General features: G+C 62.5%; 24 protein-coding genes. 13 read left to right on the top strand and 11 right to left on the bottom strand.

All coding sequences use genetic code 11. The features are described from left to right. The first annotated feature begins 310 nt into the window (after positions 1 to 310). Complete coding sequence (fabD, locus tag J4G38_RS19075; RefSeq protein ID WP_210518973.1) at positions 311 to 1,195, top strand: ACP S-malonyltransferase; 885 nt, start codon at positions 311 to 313, stop codon at positions 1,193 to 1,195. Positions 1,196 to 1,198: 3 nt separating this feature from the next. Then, positions 1,199 to 2,437 carry a hypothetical protein gene (locus J4G38_RS19080; RefSeq protein WP_210518971.1) on the top strand — a complete coding sequence of 413 codons (1,239 nt, stop codon included), beginning with the start codon at positions 1,199 to 1,201 and terminating at the stop codon, positions 2,435 to 2,437. A gap of 31 nt (positions 2,438 to 2,468) precedes the next feature. Here the strand turns inward: J4G38_RS19080 and folK are convergent, their stop codons facing one another. Then, positions 2,469 to 2,972: a 2-amino-4-hydroxy-6-hydroxymethyldihydropteridine diphosphokinase gene (folK, locus tag J4G38_RS19085; protein ID WP_210518969.1), complete on the bottom strand. Its 504-nt coding sequence runs from the start codon at positions 2,970 to 2,972 to the stop codon at positions 2,469 to 2,471. Continuing rightward, positions 2,969 to 3,829: an alpha/beta hydrolase family protein gene (locus tag J4G38_RS19090; RefSeq protein WP_210518967.1), complete on the bottom strand. Its 861-nt coding sequence runs from the start codon at positions 3,827 to 3,829 to the stop codon at positions 2,969 to 2,971. The genes folK and J4G38_RS19090 overlap by 4 nt, the downstream gene beginning before the upstream one ends. A gap of 125 nt (positions 3,830 to 3,954) precedes the next feature. Here J4G38_RS19090 and J4G38_RS19095 point away from each other — a divergent pair, with 125 nt between their 5' ends. Further along, the gene (locus tag J4G38_RS19095; RefSeq protein ID WP_226163565.1) at positions 3,955 to 4,962 is read left to right on the top strand and encodes a polyprenyl synthetase family protein; all 1,008 of its coding nucleotides are present in this window, start codon (positions 3,955 to 3,957) and stop codon (positions 4,960 to 4,962) included. Positions 4,963 to 5,159: 197 nt separating this feature from the next. Here the strand turns inward: J4G38_RS19095 and J4G38_RS19100 are convergent, their stop codons facing one another. Further along, positions 5,160 to 5,459: a hypothetical protein gene (locus J4G38_RS19100; protein ID WP_210518965.1), complete on the bottom strand. Its 300-nt coding sequence runs from the start codon at positions 5,457 to 5,459 to the stop codon at positions 5,160 to 5,162. 140 nt (positions 5,460 to 5,599) lie between these two features. Between J4G38_RS19100 and J4G38_RS19105 the strand changes: the two genes are divergently transcribed. Further along, complete coding sequence (locus J4G38_RS19105; protein ID WP_210518964.1) at positions 5,600 to 7,021, top strand: cytochrome P450; 1,422 nt, start codon at positions 5,600 to 5,602, stop codon at positions 7,019 to 7,021. Positions 7,022 to 7,213: 192 nt separating this feature from the next. Here J4G38_RS19105 and J4G38_RS19110 read toward each other — a convergent pair whose 3' ends face one another. The 3 genes from J4G38_RS19110 to J4G38_RS19120 all read right to left on the bottom strand — a co-directional run bounded on the left by J4G38_RS19110 (position 7,214) and on the right by J4G38_RS19120 (position 10,741). Next, positions 7,214 to 8,065, bottom strand: a complete 852-nt coding sequence (locus J4G38_RS19110; protein ID WP_210518963.1) for a universal stress protein — start codon at positions 8,063 to 8,065, stop codon at positions 7,214 to 7,216. A 328-nt stretch (positions 8,066 to 8,393) separates the two neighbouring features. Further along, entirely contained in the window at positions 8,394 to 9,266 is an 873-nt protein-coding gene (locus J4G38_RS19115) for a universal stress protein (RefSeq protein ID WP_210518962.1), read from the bottom strand. Positions 9,267 to 9,415: 149 nt separating this feature from the next. Then, on the bottom strand, positions 9,416 to 10,741 hold the full coding sequence (locus J4G38_RS19120) for a peroxiredoxin family protein (RefSeq protein ID WP_210518961.1): 1,326 nt from the start codon (positions 10,739 to 10,741) through the stop codon (positions 9,416 to 9,418). Positions 10,742 to 10,869: 128 nt separating this feature from the next. Between J4G38_RS19120 and J4G38_RS19125 the strand changes: the two genes are divergently transcribed. The 6 genes from J4G38_RS19125 to J4G38_RS19150 all read left to right on the top strand — a co-directional run bounded on the left by J4G38_RS19125 (position 10,870) and on the right by J4G38_RS19150 (position 18,030). Beyond that, complete coding sequence (locus J4G38_RS19125) at positions 10,870 to 12,330, top strand: MBOAT family O-acyltransferase (protein WP_210518960.1); 1,461 nt, start codon at positions 10,870 to 10,872, stop codon at positions 12,328 to 12,330. Between the two features lie 4 nt (positions 12,331 to 12,334). Next, entirely contained in the window at positions 12,335 to 13,369 is a 1,035-nt protein-coding gene (locus J4G38_RS19130) for a hypothetical protein (protein ID WP_210518959.1), read from the top strand. A 178-nt stretch (positions 13,370 to 13,547) separates the two neighbouring features. Continuing rightward, on the top strand, positions 13,548 to 15,830 hold the full coding sequence (locus J4G38_RS19135; RefSeq protein WP_210518958.1) for an aconitate hydratase: 2,283 nt from the start codon (positions 13,548 to 13,550) through the stop codon (positions 15,828 to 15,830). 155 nt (positions 15,831 to 15,985) lie between these two features. Further along, positions 15,986 to 16,693, top strand: a complete 708-nt coding sequence (locus J4G38_RS19140) for a penicillin-insensitive murein endopeptidase (RefSeq protein WP_210518956.1) — start codon at positions 15,986 to 15,988, stop codon at positions 16,691 to 16,693. Between the two features lie 32 nt (positions 16,694 to 16,725). Then, entirely contained in the window at positions 16,726 to 17,550 is an 825-nt protein-coding gene (locus tag J4G38_RS19145; protein WP_210518954.1) for an alpha/beta fold hydrolase, read from the top strand. 132 nt (positions 17,551 to 17,682) lie between these two features. Beyond that, a complete protein-coding gene (locus J4G38_RS19150) occupies positions 17,683 to 18,030 on the top strand; it encodes a cupin domain-containing protein (RefSeq protein WP_210518952.1) in 348 nt (115 codons plus the stop codon). Here the strand turns inward: J4G38_RS19150 and J4G38_RS19155 are convergent. Next, positions 18,011 to 18,871 (bottom strand): EcsC family protein, encoded by an 861-nt coding sequence (locus J4G38_RS19155; protein ID WP_317198215.1) that lies wholly within the window; start codon positions 18,869 to 18,871, stop codon positions 18,011 to 18,013. The two genes, J4G38_RS19150 and J4G38_RS19155, sit on opposite strands and share 20 nt — an antisense overlap. Positions 18,872 to 18,946: 75 nt before the next feature. Here J4G38_RS19155 and J4G38_RS19160 point away from each other — a divergent pair, with 75 nt between their 5' ends. After that, positions 18,947 to 20,374 carry a serine hydrolase domain-containing protein gene (locus tag J4G38_RS19160; RefSeq protein WP_210518951.1) on the top strand — a complete coding sequence of 476 codons (1,428 nt, stop codon included), beginning with the start codon at positions 18,947 to 18,949 and terminating at the stop codon, positions 20,372 to 20,374. Between the two features lie 20 nt (positions 20,375 to 20,394). On the opposite strand, the gene J4G38_RS19165 is transcribed toward J4G38_RS19160, so the two are convergent. From J4G38_RS19165 to J4G38_RS19180, 4 genes are all read right to left on the bottom strand, one after another. Then, positions 20,395 to 20,817 (bottom strand): hypothetical protein, encoded by a 423-nt coding sequence (locus J4G38_RS19165; RefSeq protein WP_210518949.1) that lies wholly within the window; start codon positions 20,815 to 20,817, stop codon positions 20,395 to 20,397. Between the two features lie 123 nt (positions 20,818 to 20,940). Then, positions 20,941 to 21,972, bottom strand: a complete 1,032-nt coding sequence (locus J4G38_RS19170; RefSeq protein ID WP_210518947.1) for a PPC domain-containing protein — start codon at positions 21,970 to 21,972, stop codon at positions 20,941 to 20,943. Positions 21,973 to 22,103: 131 nt separating this feature from the next. Further along, positions 22,104 to 22,865 carry a glycosyltransferase family 2 protein gene (locus J4G38_RS19175; RefSeq protein ID WP_210518945.1) on the bottom strand — a complete coding sequence of 254 codons (762 nt, stop codon included), beginning with the start codon at positions 22,863 to 22,865 and terminating at the stop codon, positions 22,104 to 22,106. Between the two features lie 118 nt (positions 22,866 to 22,983). Continuing rightward, positions 22,984 to 23,136: a hypothetical protein gene (locus J4G38_RS19180; RefSeq protein WP_210518944.1), complete on the bottom strand. Its 153-nt coding sequence runs from the start codon at positions 23,134 to 23,136 to the stop codon at positions 22,984 to 22,986. Here J4G38_RS19180 and J4G38_RS19185 point away from each other — a divergent pair. Both J4G38_RS19185 and yiaA read left to right on the top strand, forming a co-directional pair. Beyond that, entirely contained in the window at positions 23,135 to 23,872 is a 738-nt protein-coding gene (locus tag J4G38_RS19185) for a Dph6-related ATP pyrophosphatase (RefSeq protein ID WP_210518942.1), read from the top strand. The two genes, J4G38_RS19180 and J4G38_RS19185, sit on opposite strands and share 2 nt — an antisense overlap. 167 nt (positions 23,873 to 24,039) lie before the next feature. Next, the gene (gene yiaA / locus J4G38_RS19190) at positions 24,040 to 24,453 is read left to right on the top strand and encodes an inner membrane protein YiaA (RefSeq protein WP_210518940.1); all 414 of its coding nucleotides are present in this window, start codon (positions 24,040 to 24,042) and stop codon (positions 24,451 to 24,453) included. Positions 24,454 to 24,471 lie beyond the last annotated feature (18 nt).

The following is a 24,471-nucleotide window of genomic DNA, read 5'->3' on the forward strand; positions in this document are numbered from 1 at the left end:
CGAACGGCATTGGGGCCAAGGTGGTGGACGGCATTTACTATTACCTGGCCGAAGTGGAGTTCGCCGACTTCGCCAACACCCGGCGCACCTACAAAGGCTGGGTTGAGATTGTGCGCTAAATCACGGATTTAGCCGGATTATTCGAAATTCACGGATTAATTGCAGTGCGGAGCGGGCCAGATGGTCCGCTCCGTTTTTTTGGGCCAATGGTGGTTTTTGTGCAGCTTGCGCCCCGGTTCGGGTTTTAGGGTCCGAAATCAACCCGCCCCAATCCCACCCACCGTTCCAAAAAATCAATCTGCGAAATCCGATGAATCCGTCTATATCCGTGATATTCCCAGGCCAGGGCAGCCAGTTTCCGGGCATGGCCCGCGAGCTGTTCGACCAAAACCTCGACGCCCGCGCCCTAATGACTCAGGCCAACGACATCCTGGGCTTCAGCCTCACCGCCGCCATGTTTACGGGCACCGACGAGGACCTGCGCCGCACCGACGTGACCCAGCCGGCCATCTTCGTGCATTCGGTGGCTCAGTTTGTGGCCCGGCCCGAGCTGGTGCCGGCCATGACGGCCGGCCACTCGCTGGGCGAGTTCTCGGCCCTGGTAGCAGCCGGCGTATTGAAATTTGAAGATGCCCTGCCCTTGGTAGCCCGCCGCGCCCAGGCCATGCAAGCTGCCTGCGAGGAGCAGCCCGGCACCATGGCCGCCATTCTGGGGCTTGATGATGCCACGGTGGAGCGCATCTGCCAGGAAATCACCGCCGCGGGCGATGTGGTGGTGGCCGCCAACTACAACTGCCCCGGCCAGCTCGTCATTTCCGGCACTACGGAAGGCGTGGCCAAAGCCTGCGAAGCCCTGAAAGCCGCCGGGGCCAAGCGCGCCCTGCTGCTGCCCGTGGGCGGGGCTTTCCATTCGCCGCTGATGCAGAGCGCCGCCGCCGCCCTGGCCGAAGCCATCGAGAAAACTACCTTCGGCGCGGCCCGCTGCCCCGTGTATCAGAACGTGGACGCCCGGCCTCATACTGACCCAAGCGAAATCAAAGCCAATCTGTTGGCCCAGCTCACGGCCCCCGTGCGCTGGACGCAATTGGTGCAGGCCATGGCCGCCGATGGGGCCACCGAATTCGTGGAGTGCGGCCCCGGCAAGGTGCTGCAAGGGCTTGTGAAGAAGATTGTGCCCACGGCCATCATCGGCTAAGTGGTGCGGGGGACGCTGGAATCGGCCCATGAGGCGCGATGGTTTTGGTGGTCGGTAGGACTGGCGGCGCTGGTGCAGCTGGCCCTGTTTGCCACGGCCACCGGCCCCGGCCTGGCCGGCACCGGCGACTCCGGCTACTACCTGCACGCGGCCGGCACCCTGCGCACGGCCGGCCATCTGCTCAACCCCGACGGCTCGGCCTACCGCTACTGGCCGCCGCTGTACCCGGCACTGCTGGCGCTGGGCGGCAGCCTGGGCGCGGCGCGGCTGCTGCAAGGCAGCTGCCTGGTAATAAGCCTGCTGGCATGGAGCCAGCTGGGGCGTTCGCTGCTGCCCCGCGCCGTGGCGGTTGTCCTGCCCTGGGCCCTGGCTCTGAGTACGCCATGGCTGCTGGTGAGCAAGTTTGTGTGGGCCGAAACCGTGTTTTTAGCCTTATTTGCGGGGTATGCCGGGGCACTATTCCGGTGGCTGCGCATACGCCGGGCCGGCTGGGGGGCGCTGGCCACGGGGCTGGGCGTGCTGCTGCCGTTGCAGCGCACGGCGGGCTTCTTCCTGTTGGCGGGTGTTGCACTGGGCCTGCTGCCGGAATGGAGAAAGCTGCTGCCGAAGCAGCGCCTGTTGCTGGTTGCCCATTTTGCAATTAGCGTGGTGGGAGGGATTCTCTGGCATTTCTATGCGCTGCTGGTGGCGGCTCCCAGCGTGTACCGCCTCAACCGGGGATGGGCGCAGTTTTTTGATTCTGCCGCCGATTACGGGTTTCTGGTGGGCCGGTGGCTGCTGCCTGTGCCGGCGGCGTGGCGGCCCGAGGTGCCCGTTTTGTGGGCGTTGGGGCTGCTGGGGCTGCTGGCCTGGCTATGGCCCCGGCCGCCGCGCGCCCTGGAAGTAGCGCCCGGTTTCGGCCCCGTGTCGCCCTGGCTGGCTGCCTTCCCGCGGGTGGTGTGGATGAGTGTTTTTGTCTTCATCCTGCTGATGCTGATTTCCACCACCTTCACCCGCAGCGCCTCGGGCCTTTACGACTCTGAGCGTTACGCCAGCGTGCTTTATGGGCCGGTTTTGCTCCTGGCCCTGCGTCGGCTGGGTGGGGCGCTGGCTGCGAAAAACAGCGCGCCAAGGCGGTGGCCGCAGCTTCTGCTGCTAGGCATAATGGGCATATTTGTGGCCTATGCGGCGGGCCGGTCGGGAAGCAATGCGCTGTCGCTGCGCAAGCTGCCCGTGTTGATGTGGCCAGCCGCGAACAAATGATTTATAGCGGTTTGCACCGCATCAGCTTCTTCTAAAGCTGTTCCTCCAGCCACGGCTGCACGGGCAGCGGGTCGGGGCACCGCGCCAGCAGTTCCGCCACCGTCAGGCCCAGCACCGGATGCTGCACCTGCCCGCCGATTTCGGCCAGGGGAACCAGGGCAAACCTCCTTTCGGCCAGCCGTGGATGCGGCACGGTCAGGCCCGGCTGGTCGATGATTTCGGAGCCGTACAGCAAAATATCCACGTCGAGGGTGCGGCTGCCCCAGCGCTCACTCCGCTCGCGGCCGGCGTGCTGCTCAGCGGCCAGGCAGTGCGCCAGCAGCAGGCCGGGCGGCAACGTGGTGCGCAGGGCCAGGGCCTGGTTGAGAAAAGCCGGCTGGTCTTCGCGGCCCCAGGCCGCCGTTTCATACAAGGCAGATGCCGCTGCAATTTCGCCCGCCGTGGCGGCCAGATAGGCCCGTGCTTCGCGGAGAAGCGCAGCCCGGTCGCCCAGGTTGCTGCCCAGCAGCAAGTAGGCGGTTTTCGTGGCGCTCACGCCTGGCGCTGGAAGAACGCGGCCGTGGCCTCAGCAACGTGCCGGGCCGGCTCGGGCAAGGTCTTTTCGGGCCAGGGATGCGCCCCGCCGAACATGTGCATGGCCCCCGGCACCAGCAGCAGCTCGGCATCGGGCTTGAGCTGCTGGAGGGCGTGGGCGGCGTCCACGGCCACGGTTTCGTCCTGGTCGCCGTGGATGATGAGCAGGGGCTGGCGCAGCTTCCGGCGCACGTTGTGCGGGATGTCCAGGCGCGGGCGGTGGGCGTGGTAGTCCTCCACAATCTGGTAGTGCATGGGCAGCTCCTGGCCGGTGCGGGTGTTGGGAACGTGCAGCACCCCGGCCCGCTGCCATTCGTCGAACACCGGCTGGGGCCATTGCGGGTGCACTTCGGCGATGGCGGCCCAGGTGGCCACGGCCCGCACGCGCCGGTCTTCGGCGGCTTTCAGCAGCACCAGACCGCCGCCCCGGCTGTGGCCCACCAGGAAGAGGCGGTTCAGGTCCGTTTCGGCGGCGGGCAGGGGCGTGGCGCCCGGCGTAAAAAGCGCGTCGAGAACCTGGCCAATGTCGTCCAGCTCAATGCTGAAATTGTTGCGGCCAAAGGCTTCCAAATCCTCCAAATCGCCGGTGCCGCCCACCACAATGCCGTTGTGCGAAAGGTTCAGCTTCACAAACACAAAGCCGCGCTCGGCAAAAAAATCAGCCAGCAGTGGGAAGTGGCCCCAGTCTTTGAACCCTTTGAACCCGTGCACGAACACCACCACCGCCTTGGGCTGGCCATCGGGCCGGTAGGTGGCATCGGCCTCAAAAGGCCTGCCGTGGCGCGTGCCGGTAAGCAAAAAGGACGAATGAGTAAGCATGGCGCGAAGGTAGGGGAGAGGGCTAGCCCAATGGCCGTTAGTAGAGGTATAATCCGTTCCGGGCGCAAAAGGTTGGGGGCGGGGCATGGGCCTCTGCGCGGTTGTGCCGTATCATTGCCGGCGCAATGCCCCAACAATCCCCCTTCTCCCTCGCCCAGATTCAGGCCCCCATCGCGGCCGAAATGGAAGAGTTTGAGCACAAGTTCCGCCAGTCGATGCGCACCAAGGTGCTGCTGCTCGACAAGATTATGGGCTACATCGTGAAGCGCAAGGGCAAGCAAATCCGGCCGATGTTTGTGTTTCTCACGGCCCGCGCCACCCGCGCCGAGCCCGCCACCGGTGGCCCGCTGCCCGAAGCCACCTTTCGCGGCGCGGCCCTCATCGAGCTGCTGCACACCGCCACGCTGGTGCACGACGACGTGGTGGACGAGAGCAATTACCGCCGGGGCTTCTTTTCCATCAATGCGCTGTGGAAAAACAAAATTGCCGTGCTGGTCGGTGATTACCTGCTGTCGCGCGGCCTGTTGCTGGCGCTGCAAAACGACGATTACGACCTGCTGAAAATCGTGAGCAATGCGGTGCGGGAATTAAGCGAAGGCGAATTGCTGCAAATAGAAAAAGCCCGCAAATTAGACATCACCGAAGATGTTTATTTTGACATTATTCGCCAGAAAACGGCGTCGCTGATTGCCTCGTGCACGGCCGTGGGCGCATCGTCCGTCGGAGCCGATAAAGAAACGATTGAACGCGCCCGCTTATTCGGCGAAAAAGTTGGCATTGCCTTTCAAATTAAGGACGACTTATTCGACTACGGCACGGCCGAAATCGGCAAGCCAGTGGGCATCGATATCAAAGAGAAAAAGATGACGCTGCCGCTGATTTATGCCCTTCAACGGGCCAGCTGGCTGGAAAAGCGCAAGGTTATCTTCAACGTAAAAAACAACGAAGGCCACCGCGACCGGGTGCAGCAGGTAATTGAATTCGTGAAGAAATCGGGCGGGTTGGATTACGCCATTACCACGATGAAAAAATACCGCGACGAAGCCCTGGAAATCCTGCACAGCTTCCCGGAATCTCCCAGCCGCACGTCGTTGGAGCAGTTAATTAATTACACGATTGAACGGGAGAAATAGGACCACTGATTAGCACGGATTTTAACGGATTGGGACGGATTATTTGTGGTTCCGCGCCGTGGCTGTTATTCGCCAATTCTGTTTATAAGTCAAAGAAAAAGCCGCTTAAATAAAGCGGCTTTTTCTTTGGTCAAAGTGAGAAGGAGGGCCCACAAAGAATCCGTCCCAATCCGTTGAAATCCGTTCAATCTGTGGTCTTATTTGTCGGCTACCTGGTAGCTTACCTCCTTCGCGTGGCTCACTTTGAACGTGACGCCGTCGAACGTGCTGTCGATTTCCAGGGAGTGCGTGATGTCGCAGCCGGGGCACTTTATTTCTTCGATTTCGTGGTTGTCGGCGTGCTCGGGCAGGTCGGCCTCGTCGTTGGGAGCGGGCACACCCATGAGGTCGGTGAAGACTTCTGTGTGGCATTTCTCGCACTCAAATTTGAGGCCGACGGCGCGGCCCTGCAGGTCGTTGAGGGGAGCGGGCGAGTTGGGTTGTTGCTGAATCCACATAAAAGGAGAGGTGTTTGGGGAAATGAAGAGAAAGCGGTGGGCCGTGGCCCGGTTGAGTTTACGCGGTGGGGTCGAAAAAGATAAGTGGGCCGCGGCCGGAGGTTATTTTTGCGGGCTGCATCTGGTTGCGGCCACGGGCTATGGGAGACTTGCAAGGTGCCGAAAAAATAGGTAAAATCCCGGTTGTGCTGCCGCGCCTGCCGCGCTGGCGCTCGCTGCTGCGCTCCTTCGCGCTGGCCAAAGACCCGCTGCCGGTGCTGAACGAGGCCCTGGCCCGCTACGGCGACACGGTGGAGCTGTTTATTGGCGGGGTGGAGAAGAGCATCCTCACCCGCGACCCCGGCCTGACCCAGCACGTATTGCAAAAAAACCATCGCAACTACGCCAAATCGAAGTTCACGCAGGGGTTTTCGCGCTACATCGGCCACGGCCTGCTCACCAACGAGGGGCCCGACTGGCTGCGGCAGCGCCGGCTCATTCAGCCCGGTTTCCATCGGCAGCGGGTGGCCGGCCTCACGGGCCTGATGCAGGAAATCACGGCCGAAACGCTGGCGCCGCTGGCCGCCCGGGCAGCCGAAGCGGGCGGCGCGGCCACGGTGGAAGTCCACGCGCTGATGACCCGGCTCACGTTCCGCATCATCGCCCGCTCGGTGTTCAGCACCAACTTCCCGGAGGCCGAGCTGGACCGGCTGGCGGGGCTGATTACCGAAATTCAGGCGTTTTTCGTGCGCTCCATCCGGCAGCCGTACCTCAAGCCGTGGTTTCGGTTTAAAGGCCATTTCAAGTACCACGATGCGCTGGCCGCGGAGCTGCGCACGCTGCTGGCCGGCCTCATTGCCCAGCGCCAGCAGGCCAACGCCCGGCCCGGCGCCACCCCGCCCGACGACCTGCTGCAAATGCTGCTCGACGTGCGCTACGAGGACACCGGCGAGCCCATGACCCCCGACCGGCTCATCGACGAAGCCCTGATTTTGCTGGTGGCCGGCCACGAAACCAGCGCCAACGCCCTCACCTGGCTCACGTACCTGCTGGCCCACCACCCGTCCGAAGCCGTGGTTGTCCAGACCGAAATGGCCACCGTGCTGGCCGGGCGGCCGCCCACTTTCGAGGACTTGCCGCGCCTTGGCAGCGCCCTGCACGCGGTGCAGGAAACCATGCGCCGCTACCCGCCCGCCTGGATGGTGGACCGCGTGGCCCTGGCCGACGACGAGTACAACGGCCTGCGCATTCCCAAAGGCACCCTGTTTTCGCTGTATTTCCACGGCCTGCACCACGACGAAAAGTATTGGCCCAACCCGCAGGAATTCCGTCCCGGCCGCTTTGCGCCGGGCCAGGCCCCGCCGGTGCAGCCCAACGCGTTTGTGCCCTTCGGCGGCGGCCCGCGCCTGTGCATCGGCATGCAGTTTGCCCTCACCGAAATGCAGCTCGTGACGCTGGAGCTGCTCCGGCAGTTCGACCTGGAATGGGTGCCCGGCCAGCCGCCCGTGACCATGCAGCCGCTCATCACGCTGCGGCCGAAGCACGATTTTCAGGTGCGGCTGCGGCTGCGGCCAACAGCATAAGCCCCTGAAAGCGCCAGGAAGGCCTTCGCCGGAGTTGCATGGCCTCTTGAAAGCGTCAGGGCGCCTGTCGCCTCAGCCGCATGGCTGCCTGATGCTTTCAGGGTGCCCGTCGCCGGAGCCGCATGGCATCCTGAAACGCTTGGGCACCCATGCGGCTGGGCCGGCAGGCCTCTGGTGGCGGTGGCGCAGCGCCTACTGCAAGTGGTAGGTGAGCACGGGCGGGAAGGCGTGGGTGGCCACGGCCTCGGCAATGCTGGTGCGGAAAAAGCTGCTCAGGCCGGAGCGAACGTGGGTGGGAATGACCACCAAATCGGCGTTGACCTGCTGGGCATATTGCTCGATGCCGGCCACCGTGCTGCCGGCCTGCACCACCCCCATCTGCATGTGGGGGAACTGGGCGTGTTGCGCAAATTCCTGCATGTGCTGCGTGGTGGCGGCGCTGTGCGTGCCGGAAGCGACGTGCAGCAGGTGCAGGGTGGCATCGGGGAAAGTGGCCAGCACCTGGCGCAGGTTGTCGATGGCCCGTGTGGCTTCGTCGGTAAAATCGGACGGGAACACAACGGTGCGCACTTCAAACTCGGCCTGCTGGTGCTTCACCGCCAGCACCGGGCAGGGCGCCAGCCGAATGGTGCGCTCGGTGTTCGAGCTCACGAAGAAATGCTCCATGGCCCCGTGGCCCCGCGCGCCCATCACCACCAGGTCGGTGTCGTGGCGCTGAATGGCTTTCAGAATGCCCTCGCCGATGGGGCCGACTTTTATCGACTCCTGCACCGGCACGTCGGCCGCCAGCCGCGTGGCCTCGCCCATCAGGTTGTGCAGGCGGCGCTTGGTGGCCTCCATCAGCTTAATGGGGAAGATTTGGTCGATGCCCGGGCCGGCCACCGTGCTGCCCGAGCTGCTGAAACCACCGGCTGAATCCTCGAGGCCTTCCAGCACGTGCAGCAGCACCACGCGGCCGCCGGTGTGCCGGGCCAGCTGCAAGGCCACCTCGTAGGCATAGTGGGCTTCGGGCGAAAAATCAGTGGGAACCAGAATGCTTTTCATGGCTGAGAAAATTAGGTGCCCCGGGAAACGCGGCCGCGTCTGCCACCGCTTAGCCCCTCGCGAATGAGAACTAATGTAGCGATAATCCGCTGGAAAGCGACTACTTTGCTTAATTCAAATGTTACTCTTTTTGCGTTCCGGCGGCCCTCGCCGCCGCGTAGCTGCCGCCTGTGCCGTGGGGGCGGGTTTTTCGCCAGCACGAAGGCCGTGACGCGGCGGCCGTAATCGGAATATTTCCGGTACGGCCGCCGCGTCACGGCCTTCGTGTGCGGGCAAGCTTTAGCCGCGGCTCCTTTGCCCCGGGTGCGCCGCTGATTTGCCGTTGCGGCTACTGCAAGTGGTAGGTGAGCACGGGCGGGAAGGCGTGGGTGGCCACGGTTTCGGCAATGCTGGTCTGGAAGAAGCGGCTCAGGCCGGAGCGGGCGTGGGTCGGAATCACCACCAAATCGGCGTTCACTTGCTTGGCAAACTGCTCGATGCCGGCGCTCGTGCTGTCGGCAGTCACCACGCCGGTCTGGAAATTAGCCAGCTGCGCCTGGTGCGCGAAGGATTGCAGGTGCTCCTGCGTGGTGTGGCTATCGGAGTCGGATACCACGTGCAGCAGGTGCACCGTGGCGTTGGGGAAGGCCGCCACTACCTGCTGCAAGCCCGCAATGGCCCGGGAGGCCTCTTGGGTAAAATCGGACGGAAACACGATGGTGCGCACCTCAAACGCGGCCTGCTGGTGCTTCACGGTGAGCACCGGCACGTTGGCCAGCCGAATCAGGCGTTCGGTGTTCGAGCCCACGAAGAAGTGCTCCATGGCGCCGTGGCCCTGGGCGCCTATCACCACCAGGTCGATGCCGTGGCGCTCGATGGCGGCCAGAATCCCGTCGCCGATACGGCCCACTTCCACGGTGTCCTGCACCGCTACGCCGTCGGCCAGGGCGGCGGCCTCGTCGCGCAGCGTGTGCATCCGGCGCTTGGTCACCTCCATCAGCTTCACCGTGAACAGCTCGTCGATGCCGCCGTCGCTGTTGGGCAGCTCACTGCCGTTCACCGGGCCGCCGAAGGCGCTGAAGTTGGCCGTGGTGGCCTCGGGGCTTTCCAGCACATGCAGCAGCGTGACTTGGCCGCCCGTGTGCTTGGCCAGCTGCAACGCCACTTCGAAGGCAGCGTGCGATTCGGCCGAAAAGTCGGTAGGAACCAGAATGTTTTTCATGGATGAAACGGGTGAAGATGAAGGGGGAATGAGGAAAAAGGTGGAGCTTCAGCGAAGCCCTGTCATGCCTACGTAGAACGGCCGCCAAGGTAGCGAACGGGGCTTTGGCGAGGGCCGGTTTTTTCTCATTTCCACCGCTTCAGCCGCGCCTATTCCTTCAGCAGCTTGTCCACTTCCCGCTCGAAGCCAGCCGTTTCCTCCTGATAATACTTGCCCGTGCCCGGCCCGGCAAAGCCCGTATGAATCTTCCGCACGTTGCCTTTCTTATCCAGGAAAATGGTGGTGGGGAAGGCCAGGAACTTGGCCAGCTGCGGCAGCGACTTCGCTACCGAGTCCCTGTTGGCCACACCCGCAAAGGCCACGTCGTAGCCCATGTGGAACCGCTCACGCATGTTGCGCAGCTTGGGCGCGGCCACTTGGTAATCACCGCTGCGCTCGTAGCCCAGGCCGATTACCTCCACGCCGCGCGCCTTGTTTTTCGCGTACCACGGGGCCAGGAAATTGGTTTCGTCCATGCAGTTGGGGCACCACGAGCCCAGGATTTGCAGCACCACCACCTTGCCCCGGTATTTGGGGTCGGTGGGGGAGACAGCCCCGCCCGCTATCACATTCGGGAACTTGAAATCCAGCCGCGACTCGCCTTTTTTGAGGTAGGCGAGGGTATCGGCGTCGGGCAGCTTGGCCTTGGGGTCGAGCACGGCCGTCCAGGTTTCATGGCCGGATTTGCCGGAGTAGTAGTCGCCTTTTATGTCACCTGTAATTATGCCAACTGGTTCAACGCCTTTAAACTTGGTGAGCGGTGCCACACCGGTGAACAAGTACCCATGACTACCGTCAAAAGTGGACAGATGAATCGTTGTACCAACAACTTGACCAGCAAGATATCGGTAATCACCAGTGGTGGTCAAGAAAGTGCCTCTTATTTCGGTATTGTCTTGTTTGAAAATACCAACTGCGGGGTATGTTTCACCATCATCGCCCTTAAATGTGACTCGCCAAGTGCCAGTATAGGACTGAACCTTACCCGATGATGTGTTGAATAGAGGCTTGTTGCCCGCCTCTGCCGCCATCGGCACGCGGTACGGCGTCTTCGAGTCATACTTCACCCAGGTGCCTTTCAGCTTGTCCTTGCCATCGGCGCGGACTACCAGCGCGGCATCGAAGGCGTGCAGGCGGATGGTGGTGGAATCGCCGGCCGATTTGATGTCCTCGCAGCGCAGCCGCTCCTCGCCGTTCAGGCCTTTGTTGATGAGGTAGACCACCGGCTGGCCGGCTTCGGTTTTCACCTCGAACAAAAACGGGATTTCCTGGCCCTGCGTGGCCAACGCCCCGCGCCAGGGGCCGGGCGTGAGCACCGGGGCCGCTGCGGAGCTGCCCACCGCGGCCGTCTCAGAAGTAGCAGTATTGGAGGAGCAGCCCGCGAGGCTCAACCCGAAAGCGGCCGTAGCCAGCAGGCGAAGAGAAAGTGTATTCATGGTAATGCAAAAATGCGAACAGAACGCTGGCCTTGCCAACGGGGCATAACAACTAAGCGGCGTAAATGGCCACGGGAGAGAAGCCGCTAGCTTTGCGGCCGTATCGGTGCCTCCCCAGCCGGCGAATTATGCTGTTCAACTCCTTCGGGTTCCTACTGTTTTTTCCGGTGGTGACGGTGCTGTTTTTTCTGCTGCCGCACCGGTGGCGCTGGCTGCATCTGCTGCTGGCCAGCTGCGGGTTCTACATGGCCTTCATCCCGGCTTACCTGCTGATTCTGGTGTTCACCATCGGGATTGACTACGGCGCGGGCATCCTCATCGAGCAGGCGCGGGGCAGGCAGCGCAAGTTTTACCTGGCCATGAGCCTGGTGGCCAACCTGGGCGTGCTGGCGGTTTTCAAGTACTACAACTTCTTCGTTGGCAACGTCAACGGCTTGCTGCACCTGGCCGGCGCGCCCGCTGCCTGGCCGCTGCTCAACATCATTCTGCCCATTGGCCTGTCGTTTCATACGTTCCAGGCCCTGAGCTACACCATTGAAGTGTACCGCGGCAACTACCCGGCCGAGCGGCATCTGGGCATTTATGCTCTTTACGTCATGTTCTACCCGCAGCTGGTGGCCGGCCCCATCGAGCGACCCCAAAACGTGCTGCCCCAGCTGCACGAGCGGAAGTTTTTCAACTATGACGACGTGACCAGCGGCCTGCGCCTCATGGCCTGGGGCCTGTTCAAAAAGGTCGTGATTGCCGACCGGCTGGCCTCACTCGTGAACCAAGTGTACAACGCCCCCGGCCACTTCCGGGGCCTGCCGCTGCTGGTGGCCACCGTGGGCTTCTCCATCCAGATTTACTGCGACTTTTCCGGCTATTCTGATATGGCCCTGGGCACGGCCCGCGTCATGGGCTTCCGGCTGATGAAGAACTTTGACCGGCCCTACTTCGCCCGCAGCATTGCCGAATTCTGGCGGCGGTGGCACATTTCGCTCTCTACCTGGTTCCGGGACTACCTGTACTTTTCGCTCGGCGGCCGCCGCGTGGCCATTCCGCGGGCCTACTTCAACCTGTTTTTCGTGTTCCTGGTAAGCGGCCTGTGGCACGGCGCCAGCTGGACCTTCCTGGCCTGGGGCGCGCTGCACGGCGGCTACCAGGTTTTCGGCCGCCTCACCCAGCCGTTGCGCCAGCGGCTGACCGCCCGGCCGCCCCTTGCGTGGCTGAATCGCCCAATAGTCGGCATCCTCACAACCTACGCCCTCGTCACCTTCGCCTGGATTTTCTTCCGTGCCAACACCTTCGCCGAGGCCTTCTATATCATCCGGCACCTCGCCGATGGTGCCTCCGCCGAGCGCAACGGCACCACCTGGCACGGACTGGCCACGGTGCTGCCCATCTACACTGCCGATGAGTGGCTGGCGCTGGCCGGGGCCCTGGCGGCCTTGTTCCTGGTAGAAAAAGCCCAGGCCCGCGTGGCCGTGGGCGCCTGGATTACGCGGCAGGCCACGCCCGTGCGCTGGGCCCTGTACTATGGGTTGGTCGGCTACATTGCCCTGCTCGGTGCGTTCGAAACCGTACAGTTCATCTACTTCCAGTTCTAGGCCGATGGCAATTTCCTCCCGCGTGGGCCAGCTGCTGGGCAAAGTATTTATCCTGAGCCTGCCCGCGTGGGCGCTGGTGGTTTCCTACTTCGTGCTCGACCCCTTCTGGGTGCTCTACCACTATCCTACCTTCTCCGACAACCTCATCACGATTCCCAACCGGGACTACGTGAGCACCCAGATGTACCTGAATACCTACCAGCAGCGCCGCTACCAGTCGTTCATTCTGGGCAATTCGCGCACGCTGGCCTTCCGCATCCGCGACTGGAGCCGCTACACCCACGACACGGCCGCGTTCCACTTCGATGCTTCCAGCGAGTCGCTTTTCGGCGTGTGGAAGAAGCTGCGATTCCTGGAAGCCCACAGCCCCGGACTCCGCAACGTTCTGATTATCTGCGACCCGTCGCTGCTCGGCGAGACGCGGGACGTGAAAACCCTTCTCGCCCGCAAAGACCCCCGGCTGACCGGCGAGCGGCCCTTCAGCTTCCAGCTCACGTTTTTCAAAGCCTACTTCTCCAACCACTTCTACGCCAAATACCTCAAGCGCCGCCTCACCGGCCGCTACACGCCCGACATGGCCACCATGCTGGAGCGCCGCCGCGTGCACTACGACCCCCAAACCAACGACCTGACTCTGCCCGACCTCGACGAGGAAATCCGCGCCGACTCAGCCGGCTTCTACGCCCGCAACCGCAACCTGACCGCCCGCCCGGCCACGGCCACCATCGCACCCGCCGTCATCGGGGCCGCGCAGCTGCGGCAGCTGGTGGCCGTGCGCAACATCTTCGAGCGCAACCACACCAGCTACCACTTCGTCCTCAGCCCGCTCTACCAGCAGGAGCGGGTCAACCCGGCCGACGTGGCCCTGCTGGTGCGCCTGTTCGGGGCCGGCCGCGTCCACGACTTCAGCGGCGTCAACCAGTTTACCCGGGAGCGGGGCAACTATTACGAAGAATACCACTACCGCCCGGTGCTCGGCCGCCAGCTACTCCGGGCCATCTACGCCCCGGATAGGCCGGCCGGCGTGCCCCCGAAATAGGCCGTCCGAACTTCTGCATCATCTGCACAGCCTTCGGTGCCCTCTACGGGCTAAAGTCGGAACACCGCTCCCCAAACCCACGTTAACCCTATCGATACCCGCATTCGCGCATTTTGGCTAGGTCCAACTTCCCGTGGGTGCTACATTTGCGCAACCACTCATTATTAACACGCATCCTATGGCTTTCGACCTGGAAATGATTCGCGCGGTGTACGCCGGCATGGGTTCCCGCATCGAAGCGGCCCGCGCCGCCGTGGCGCGCCCGCTCACCCTCACCGAGAAAATTCTCTACGCCCACCTGTTCGGCGGCGAAGTAAAGCAGGCCTACGAGCGCGGCGTTTCCTACGTCGATTTCGCCCCCGACCGCGTTGCCATGCAGGACGCCACCGCCCAGATGGCCCTGCTCCAGTTCATGCAGGCCGGCAAACCCACGGCCGCCGTGCCCAGCACCGTGCACTGCGACCACCTCATCCAGGCCAAGGACGGCGCAACGGCCGACCTGGCCGAAGCCAACTCCGAGAACAAGGAAGTGTACGACTTCCTGGCCTCGGTGTCCAATAAGTACGGCATCGGCTTCTGGAAGCCCGGCGCGGGCATTATCCACCAGGTGGTGCTCGAAAACTACGCCTTCCCCGGCGGCATGATGATTGGCACCGACTCGCACACCCCCAACGCGGGCGGCCTGGGCATGGTGGCCATCGGCGTGGGTGGTGCCGACGCGGTGGACGTGATGGCCGGCATGGCCTGGGAGCTGAAGTTCCCGAAAGTCATCGGCGTGAAGCTGACCGGCAAGCTCTCGGGCTGGACGTCGGCCAAGGACGTTATTCTGAAAGTGGCCGGCATCCTGACCGTGAAGGGCGGCACCGGCGCTATCGTAGAATATTTCGGCGAAGGGGCCGAAAGCCTTTCGGCCACCGGCAAAGGCACCATCTGCAACATGGGCGCGGAAATCGGGGCCACCACGTCGGTGTTTGCCTACGATGAGAAGATGGGCGACTACCTGCGCGGCACCGGCCGCGCCGAAATCGCCGATGCCGCCGCCGCCGTGGCTGCCCACCTGCGCGCCGACGACGAGGTGTACACCCAGCCCGAGAAATACTACGACCAGCTCATCGAAATCGACCTGAACACGCTGGAGCCCTACGTGAACGGCCCGTTCACGCCGGACGCCGCCTGGCCCATTTCGCAGTTCGCCGCCGCCGTGAAAGAGCACGGCTGGCCCGAGAAGCTGGAAGTCGGCCTCATCGGCTCCTGCACCAACTCCAGCTACGAGGACATCACCCGCGCCGCCAGCATTGCCGCCCAGGCCGTGGAAAAAGGCCTGCACGTGGCGGCTGAATTCACCATCACGCCCGGCTCGGAGCTGGTGCGCTACACCGTGGCCCGCGACGGCCTGCTCGACACCTTCGCCGAGATGGGCGGCGTGGTGCTGGCCAATGCCTGCGGCCCGTGCATCGGCCAGTGGGCCCGCCACACCGACGACCCCAAGCGCAAGAACTCCATCATCACGAGCTTCAACCGCAACTTTGCCAAGCGCAACGACGGCAACCCGAACACCCACGCTTTCGTGGCCTCGCCCGAAATCGTGACGGCCTTCGCCATCGCCGGCGACCTGACCTTCAACCCCCTCACCGACACGCTGCAAGGCACCAACGGCCCCGTGAAATTCGACGAGCCGGTGGGGGTGGAAGCGCCGCCCCGTGGCTACGCCGTGGAGGACGCCGGCTTCCAGGCCCCCGCCGCCGATGGCAGCGGCGTGCAGGTGCTGGTGAGCCCCACCTCCGACCGTCTGGAACTGCTCACGCCCTTCAAGGCTTGGGAAGGCACCGATTTGATGGGCCTGCGCCTGCTCATCAAAGCCCAGGGCAAGTGCACGACCGACCATATTTCGATGGCCGGCCCGTGGCTGAAATACCGCGGCCATCTCGACAACATCTCCAACAACATGCTCATCGGGGCCACCAACGCCTACAACGGCAAGGCCAACGAGGTGCGCGACTTCGTGAGCCAGGGCGACGGCTACGAAACCGTGCCCCAGGCCGCCCGGAACTACAAGAGCATGGGCGTCGGCACGGTGGTGGTAGGCGATGAGAACTACGGCGAAGGCTCGTCGCGCGAGCACGCGGCCATGGAGCCCCGCCACCTCGGCGTGCGCGCCGTGATTGTGAAGAGCTTCGCCCGCATCCACGAAACCAACCTGAAGAAGCAGGGCATGCTCGGCCTCACCTTCGCCAACAAGGCCGACTACGACCTGGTTGAGGAAGGCGACACCATCGACATCCTCGGCCTGACGGATTTCCAGGAAGGCAAGCCCCTGCAAGCCCGTCTGCACCACGACGACGGCGATACCGACCTCATCACGCTCAACCATACCTACAACGAAGGCCAAATAGAGTGGTTCAAAGCCGGCTCGGCCCTGAACCTGATTCGCTTGAAAGAAAGTGGCGCCGTAGTCGCCTAGTTTGAGCCGCAATAAGTCTCCGGTTTCGGAGCCTAAGTAGCCACGGCCGCCTCAGGAAACTGGGGCGGCCGTTTTGGTTACATTAGTGCGGAATTGGGCGGTCAAACAGTCCATCTGCTTGTAGGTAGATTTCTTGCGTTCCTATCACGCGTACAATGAAATTTAAAATATTATTGCTTGTGTGCATACTGGCCACCGGAGCAGCTTTTGCGCAACTCACGCATCGCAATACAGGTGAAAGTTTGTCGTTGGGCGACTACAACAAGGGTTCGTTGCAGAACGGATACTTACTGCCCCGCACCGGTAAAAATTTCCAGTGCTACAGCTGGATTAGCTATTACCTACTTGGACGGGAGTACACAAATTCGCGGGTGTACCGCACGGTGCTGGCGGCCTACCAGGCTATGGAAGAGCGCTGTCCTGGTCGGACGTTTATTTACATGGAAAGTGCCCGGCGCAAAGGTGGCCGGCCATTTCCGCACCGCACCCACCAAAATGGCTTGAGCATTGATTTCATGAGCCCTTTGGTATGGCACGACCGACCCAAGTATTACAATGGCTTGGGTTTATTTCGGTATTTATTAAGTTTTGATGCTACGGGTAAATCAACGCTGAACTCAGCGGTTAAAATAGATTTTGAAGTGCTGGCGGCCCACTTGCTGCTGCTGGAAAAACATGCCCGAAAAAATGGGTTAATGATTAGCAAAATTATTCTGAAAATTGAGTTGAAAGACGAATTGTTTGCAACTGAATCGGGGAAGAAATTAAAGGCGAGTGGTATTTATTTTGCTCAGAACCTAACACCGGTACTAAACGAGGCGCACGACGACCACTACCATGTCGACTTTAAACTGCTGCAATAAGGTATTCGTGGAGCTAACCTGATTTACTGGCCATGAAAGCATTCTTTTTTTTACTAGTAGTGCTGCAATTGGGGCAGCTAGCGGTTGCCCAACCCGCAATTCCATACGGCCACAACCCCGCCGCCGGGCACTACCAGCTGGTGCGGGGCGTGAAGCTGTACTACGAAACCTACGGCCAGGGCCCGCCGCTGCTGTTGCTGCATGGCAACGGCGACAACCTCACGGCCTTTGCGAAGAACATTCCCTATTTCGCCCAGCGCTACCGGGTAATTGCGGTGGACAGCCGGGCCCACGGCAAATCCATTGACGCCGGCGATTCGCTGAGCTTTGAGATGATGGCCGATGACTTTGATGCGCTGCTCACCAGCCTGCGCATCGACTCGGCCTACGTGTTGGGGTGGAGCGACGGCGGCATCAACGCGCTGGTGCTGGCCCTGCGCCACCCCGAAAAGGTGAAGAAGCTGGTGGCCACGGGCGCCAACCTCTGGCCCGATTCAACGGCGCTGCTGCCGGGCCTGTGGCGGCAGCAGCAGCAGGGTTACCAGGAAAACCGCAACCCGAAATTCACCGACCCCAAGCGAAAAAACGACTGGAAAATATTCTGCCTGGATGTGTTTCAGCCGAATATTCCGTTGGCGGCGCTGCACCGCATTCGGGTGCCGGCCTTCATCATTGCCGGCGACCGCGACGTGATTGTGCCCGAGCACACGGTGGCCATCTACCGCAACCTGCCCCACGCCTGGCTGTGGATAGTGCCCAGCAGCGGCCACGCCACCTTGCAGGAGCACGCGGATGAATTCAACCGCAAAGCCGACGAGTTTTTTCGGGCCAAAACCATGCGCCCGCCGGCTCGCTAGCAGAACATTGTCATGCTGAGCTTGCCGAAGCATCTCGACCGCAGCAGTAACTAGTTGCCCTCGCGGGAGAGATGCTTCGGCAAGCTCAGCATGACGTTCTTACGAATGGAAAGCCAGCGCTAATTTCCGGGCATGAAAACTTCCACCCAAACTGCCGAACACTACACCTGGGGCGAACACTGCGACGGCTGGCACCTGCTGAAAAGCGACTCCCTCAGCGTGATTCAGGAGCGGATGCCGCCGGGCACGGCCGAGCAGCGCCACGTTCATGGCCGGGCGCAGCAGGTATTTTTCATCCTCGCCGGCGAGGCCACGTTTGAAGTGGCGGCAGAAACCGTGCGCGTGGCGGCGCAGGAGAGCCTGCACATTCGGCCCGGCATCCCGCACCGCATCAGCAACCACGGGCCGGCCGACCTGCACTTCCTCGTGATTTCGGAGCCCAAAGCGCACGGCGACCGGGTCAATCTGCCCGGCGAGTAGCCGGCGGCGGCGCTGCTTGGGCGGCGAAATGCCGCATGCGGTAGCAGTTCATGGCCGTGTGGCCGAGCTGCCCGATGAGCTGGTAGTTGGCCACCGCCCCCGCGGCGGCCCCGATTACGGGCACCAGCTGGGCCATTTTGGCAACGTCGAGGTAGTCGCGGTATTCCTGCTGGAAGGTGCGCCAGTCGAACTCGGCGGGGTCGAGGGGCAGGTTGAGGCGGTAGGCCTCCCAGTTGGCCAGGCGGTGGTAGGCGTGGCCGCGGGTGTGCGGGCTGCCAAAGGCGAGCTGGAAAACGTGGAGCAGGTAGAGGCGCTCGGTGTAGTCGTGCACGTCGTGGCCGTAGAGGGCGGCCGTGTCGAAGAGCAGCTTGAGCTTGAGGCTGAGCAGCAGCGGAAAATCGGCGAGGCCGAGCAGGAAGCCGCCCGCGCCGGTCACGGCCCCTTCGGCGGTGGCCATGGTGCGGTAGTCGCGGATGCGGGCGCGCACTTCGGCTTCGCGGGTGGCGAAGGGGGCGTTGGTCAGGGGCGCGCCGGTGGTGAGTCTGGATCCAAACAGGACGCCGCGCACCAGCTGCCGGATGGTGGCGGTGATGGCCTGGTGGGCCCGCTCGGGCAGCAGGGTCTCGGGCAGCAGGGCGCTGACGTGGGCCTGCACCCGGCGCGCAAACCGGTTCAGCCGCGAGGGCGGCCGCTGCATCTGCTGCTGCCAGGCGTGCAGCTCCGCGTGGGCTTGCTGTTCTTCGGGCGACATGGGCGAGCGGGGTGGCGTGGGATACTCAAAGCTACGCTGCGGCGGTTTCCGGGTGGGGTGGCCGGGCCGGGTGTTGCGGTTGCGGCGCATAAGGCAGTGGCGGCTACCTTCGTATGCGCCGTGCCGGCGCACTGGCTTCCATCCGTCCCACTCACCCCCGTGCCCATGAAAAAGTGGCTGTTATTGCTTCTGGTAATTTCGTTGGCCCGCGGGGCCCAGGCACAGGCGGCCCGCACCCTGCCGCAGCTGCAGGAATACGAGGGCCAGTATGAGTACCTGAACCGGACCACGCTGCGGGTGGCGGCTTCCCCGCGCGAGCTGCTCCTGTATGCCCTCATCGGCGAGGCCCGCTACAAGCTTTCCGCCATCGGTGCCGACATTTTCCGCAATCCGACCAACGACACCGTGCGTTTTCAGCGCGATGCCCGGGGCCGCGTGGTGTCGTATTCGGTGCACCACCAAACGTTTCGGCTGCTGAACCGGGACGTGGTTTTTCCCGCCCGGATGTGGGTGCCCCGGCTGGTTGATGCCGCCCATCCCTTCGCGTATCGCTACACGCCCCCGCCCAAAACCACCGACGGCCTGCCCGTGGGCACCCTCCCGCCGTCGGGCCTCGACCCGGCGCTGCTGGCGGCTATGACCACGAAAATCGTGGACGGCACCTACCCCAACATCCACAGCGTGTTGATTATTAAGGACGGGCGGCTGGTGTTCGAAGAATATTTCTACGAATACAGCCGCGAGAGCCTGCACCCGTTGCGCTCGGCCACCAAAAGCTTTGTTTCGGCGCTCACGGGCATTGCCATCGAGCAGGGAATTATCAAAAGCGTGCAGGCGCCCGTCGTGCCGTTCTTCCCCGAATACACCCTCAAAAACAACTCGGCTACGAAGCAGCAAATCACCATTGAGAACCTGCTGACCAACCAAAGCGGCCTCGATTGCGACATCGCCAACGAGCATTCCGAGGGCAACGAAACCACCATGGACTACTCCCGCGACTGGGTGAAATTTACCCTCGACCTGCCCATGAGCGAGCAGCCCGGCGGCAAGGGCATGTACTGCTCGGGCAATCCCATTACCGTGGGCCGCATCATCGAGAGGCAGGCCCGGATGCCGCTGGTCGATTTTGCCCGAAAAAACCTGTTTGCCCCGCTGGGAATCACGAAGTTTGATTGGCGCTTCCGGCCCGATTCGACCAGCGCCGAGACGTACTGCCAGCTGTCGCTGCGGCCCCGCGACATGGCCAAATTCGGCCTGCTCTACCTCAATAATGGCCAGTGGCAGGGCCGGCAAGTGGTGTCGGCGGCCTGGGTCACAACGTCGTTAGCCAAGCACTCAGTGGTGCAAAACGTGGGCTACGGCTACCTGTGGTGGCTAAAGTACCTGGACGTGAACGGGACGCGCTACTACGGGGCAATGGCCCAGGGCAACGGTGGCCAGCGCATTTCGGTGTGGCCGCAGCAAAAGCTGGTTGTCGTGGTGACTGGCGGCAACTACAACCAGCAGTCGCCTTCGGATGAGCTGATTGGCCGCTATGTTCTGGCGGCTTTCAATCAGGCCCCGGGTTCGGCCGGGAAAAAGCCCGCCCGATAAACGCCCGCCCCAGCACTGAGCTATAACGTAGCTACCTGCGTTTCCCGCGTCTCGCGGGGCTTCTGCACCAGGTAGTAGTACAGCAAAATGCCCAGCCCGATGAGAAAGGGCACCAGCGCCAGGTGCTTGCCCGTGACGTGGGGCGCCACCTGCGCGGTATCGAACCCAAAAAACTCGCTGCTCATCCAGTACGAGTTGGCCGTAATCCAGAACACGATGGCCAGGTTGTGGGCCAGCTCCGAGGGATAGGAGCGGGTGCGCCAGGCGATGACGATGGAAATGCCCAGCGTGGGCACCACCATCAGCAGGCCCAGCGGCCGCCACACCATGCACCAGGCAATGTCCTTCAGCAGCCAGAACAGGATGTGCGTATTTTCCATCTTCCGGTACGCGGCCGGGATGCTGTACACTTCTTCTTCTACTTGGGGCGCGGGCGTGGACATCGGGATGGGCAAAAGCCCAAAAATAAGCGACTCAATACTTTCCACATAGCCCTTAACGAGGCCAGGCCGCGCCCCAGGGTAGGAGCGCGGCCTGGGTGGACAGCGGGGGCCAGCTCGCCGGGGCTATTTCGTGGTGAGGTTGCCGAGCATGGTTTTCGTGTAGAGCGTTTCGCTCACGGGGGCCCAGGCTCCGTCGCCTTTGCGCTCCTCGGAGAGCACGCGCAGGTTGTGGTCGTCGGTTTTGGTCCAGGTTTGGCGGCGCTGGGCCGTAATGCCCATCAGGGCCGTTTCGCCCTGCAGCACCAGCTGGTCGTTTTGCCAGTCAGGGCCTTTTAGCAGGCTCCAGCTCGTGCCCACTTCGTCGGTGTTGAGGGCGGCATGCACCCACTGCCGGCTGTGGGGCTCGAAAGCCAGGAAGGGCTCAAACTTGCCGTCGCCCCGCGGGTCAATCTGGAGCATGGTTGGGTTTTGGGCGTCGAAGCGCAGGCCCGTGGTGCGGGGCGGAAACACAATCTCCGGCTCGGTGGGCGTGGCGAAAAGCTTCTGATTGGCCGTCCAGGTGCCTTCCAGCCAGCGGGCGGTGGCGGTTTCTGCCGCTGTGGCGGCCAGCATGTAGGCGGTGGGGTCGAGCCGGAGCATTTCCTCGCGCTGTTCGTAGGCGGTTTTATCGGGGTGGGGCGCTTGCAGGTAGGCCGCCACGGCATCGGCCCGCTTGCGGTCGTCGGCCTGGCTTTGGGCGTATTGGGCGGGCGTCAGAATGCCGTCGAGCGTCATCACGAAGGTGCCAGCGGGCGCCTTGGGGTCAAAGTTCGTCACGCTGAGGCGGTAGCGGCCGGTGGTGGGGGCCAGCACCGTCACAAACTCTTTGTAAGCCGTTGAGGTGGGCGAGTCGAAGGTGGCCAGTTTGGCGCCATCGGGACCATAAGCCGTCACCAGCACATCAACGCCCTTTTGCTCCACCGTCGCCTTCAGCGCTTGCCCGGCCTTGAGCGCTACCTGATAGTCGAAAGCCTGCCCGCTCTGCAGGGTTTGGGAAATGGATTTTCCGGGCTTGAGAACGGTGGAGCTGCCGGCCGATTTGGTTTGAGCGTTGCCGACAAGCGACAGGGCAAGCTGCCCGGAGAGCAGCAAAAAAAAGAGGCGCAAGCGAGACATGGCTAAAAATGTTAAGGGTGAATTGTTATACTAAATATAATAATTTATATTCAATATAATAATATTTGTTTTCCATGAGGCCAAAGCCCGCTTTCGGCCGCTGCTGTTGCCCTCACCGGAAGCAGCTGGGCCTACTGCCCCGGCTCCAAAATGCCCAGCGCCTGCAATTGCGGGGCATATTTCTGGTAAATCACCCGCAAATCGGCGTTGTGCTTATCCGCGTCCACCCCAATGCTCACGTTGTGGGCGTGGAAGCGGTGCAGGTGGCTGACGTGCGGGCACACCACCGGCAGCTGCCCGGCCAACAGGAAGCGCACGTACAGGTCCAGGTCTTCGGCCATTTCTAACTCCCCATCGTAGCCGCCCACTTCATCGAAGAAGGCGCGGCGGTAGCACACATTGCCCTGAATGAAATGCTCGGCCCGAAAAATGGCGCGGAGCATCTCGGTGGGCGTTGCAAACGGCCAGGCGTAGTAGTCTTCGCCGGGCAGATACTGGCCATGCTCGTTCACCCGCAGGAAATCGGCCACGAACCACGGCCGGCCGGGATTGGCGCCAATCTGGGCCGCGTAGTGATGCAGCGTGCGCTGGAGCAGGATATCGTCGTCGTCCAGCGGCACAATCCAGGCATTGGGCGCGGCCTCCCGGATGAGCTGGTTGCGGGCCAGCCCGGCCAGCTGGCGGCCGGGCGAGTGCCAGTGGCGCAGCGGAGGGCCGGGCTGGGCGGCGGCTTCGCGCAGGTAGGCAGCCGTGCCATCGCGGGAGCCATTGTCGTACACCAGGTGCTCAAACGAGAAATCGAGCGGGGCATTGATGCTGGCGCGCACGCTGGCCACGGCCTCGGGCAGCAGTTCCCGGCGCTGGTGCGTGGGGGTGATAACGGTGAAGTACATAGCCTTCTTTTCGGCCTTAAAGCCGGAAAAGTTGCTTGCTGATTTGCTCAAAGTGGGCCGTAGTGCCGCCAAGAGGCCTGTTTCAAGCCACTTACCTGGTGCTGATTTTGCTTTTCAGTCAGTTGTTCAGCTCGCCTCCGTCGACCACGGCGCGCAGGTTTTCCATCGCCTTGTTCTTGTCACTGCCGCCCAGCTCATACACTTTGAGCATGGATTTCACGCCTTCCGCCGCGGCTGCTTCCGCTCGCAGGCCATTACTTTGCCGGCGCATGAAACAACCAGCAATTTTCAATTGGAGCGGCGGCAAAGACTCGGCTCTGGCCCTGTACAAGGTGCTGCAAAGCGGCCAATACGACGTGCAAACGCTGCTGACCACCGTGAGCGAGCCCTACCAGCGCATTTCCATGCACGGCGTGCGCACGGCCCTGCTCGACCAGCAGGCCGCCAGCCTCGGGCTGCCCTGCCGCAAGCTGTTCCTCCCCGAAATGCCTTCCATGGAAGCCTACGAGCAGCTGATGGCCAGCACCATGCGGGAGCTGAAAAGCGCCGGGGCCACGGCTTCCATCTTTGGCGATATTTTCCTGGCAGACCTGCGCCAGTACCGCGAAAACAAGCTGGCCGAACTGGAGTTGCAGGCCGTTTTCCCGCTCTGGGGCGTGCCCACGGCGACTCTCATTCGGGAGTTCATCGGCCTGGGATTCAAAACCATCACCACCTGCGTCAACGAAAAATACCTGGACCGCAGCTTTGTGGGCCGGGTGGTTGACGAGGAATTCCTGCACGACCTGCCCGCCACCGTGGACCCCTGCGGCGAAAACGGCGAGTTTCACACCTTCGTGTTCGACGGCCCGCTGTTCAGCCAGCCCATTCCATTTGAAAAAGGTGAAATCGTGTACCGCAAATACACCGCGCCCGCGCCCAAATCCGACGATTCCGGCTACGAATGCGGGGACCAAACCGACCCCAGTCCGTTCGATACTGGGTTCTGGTACTGTGATTTAGTATAGCCAAAGGCCCGGCTTAATCGGGGTGGGCGGCAGCGGAGGGCCGCTTGGAAATGCGCTGCCTACCCAATCCATGGCCCGGCAGCCGGGCAAAACCACGCGCCGGCCGGGGGCCGTGGTCCAGGATTTCTGCCGTACTTGGCGGCCTAAACTCAACCGTTTTGCTTGCCATGAACCCCCAACCGCAACCGTCCAATGCTTTTATCGCCGCATCCTGGGTGGCGCTTCTGGCCGGCCTGGCCGCCTTCAACATTGGCCTGTGGAACGCGCAGATGCCGCTCAACGAAAAGGGCTACTACTTTACGGTGCTGATGTACGGCTTGTTCTCGGCCATTTCCCTGCAAAAGAGCGTGCGCGACCGCCTGGAGGGCATTCCCGTTACCAATATCTACTACGGCCTGAGCTGGTTTTCCACCATCCTGTGCCTGCTGCTGCTCACCGTGGGGCTGTGGAACGCCGCGCTGCTGCTGAGCGAAAAAGGCTTCTACGCCATGTCGTTTTTGCTGAGCTTATTCGCGGCCATCGCGGTGCAGAAAAACACGCGCGACACGCAGCGGGCCGGCTCGGCGCACAGCGACCAGTAGCGGTTTAATTCGTTTGAT

Source organism: Hymenobacter terricola, assembly GCF_017921975.2.
GTDB lineage: Bacteria > Bacteroidota > Bacteroidia > Cytophagales > Hymenobacteraceae > Hymenobacter > Hymenobacter terricola.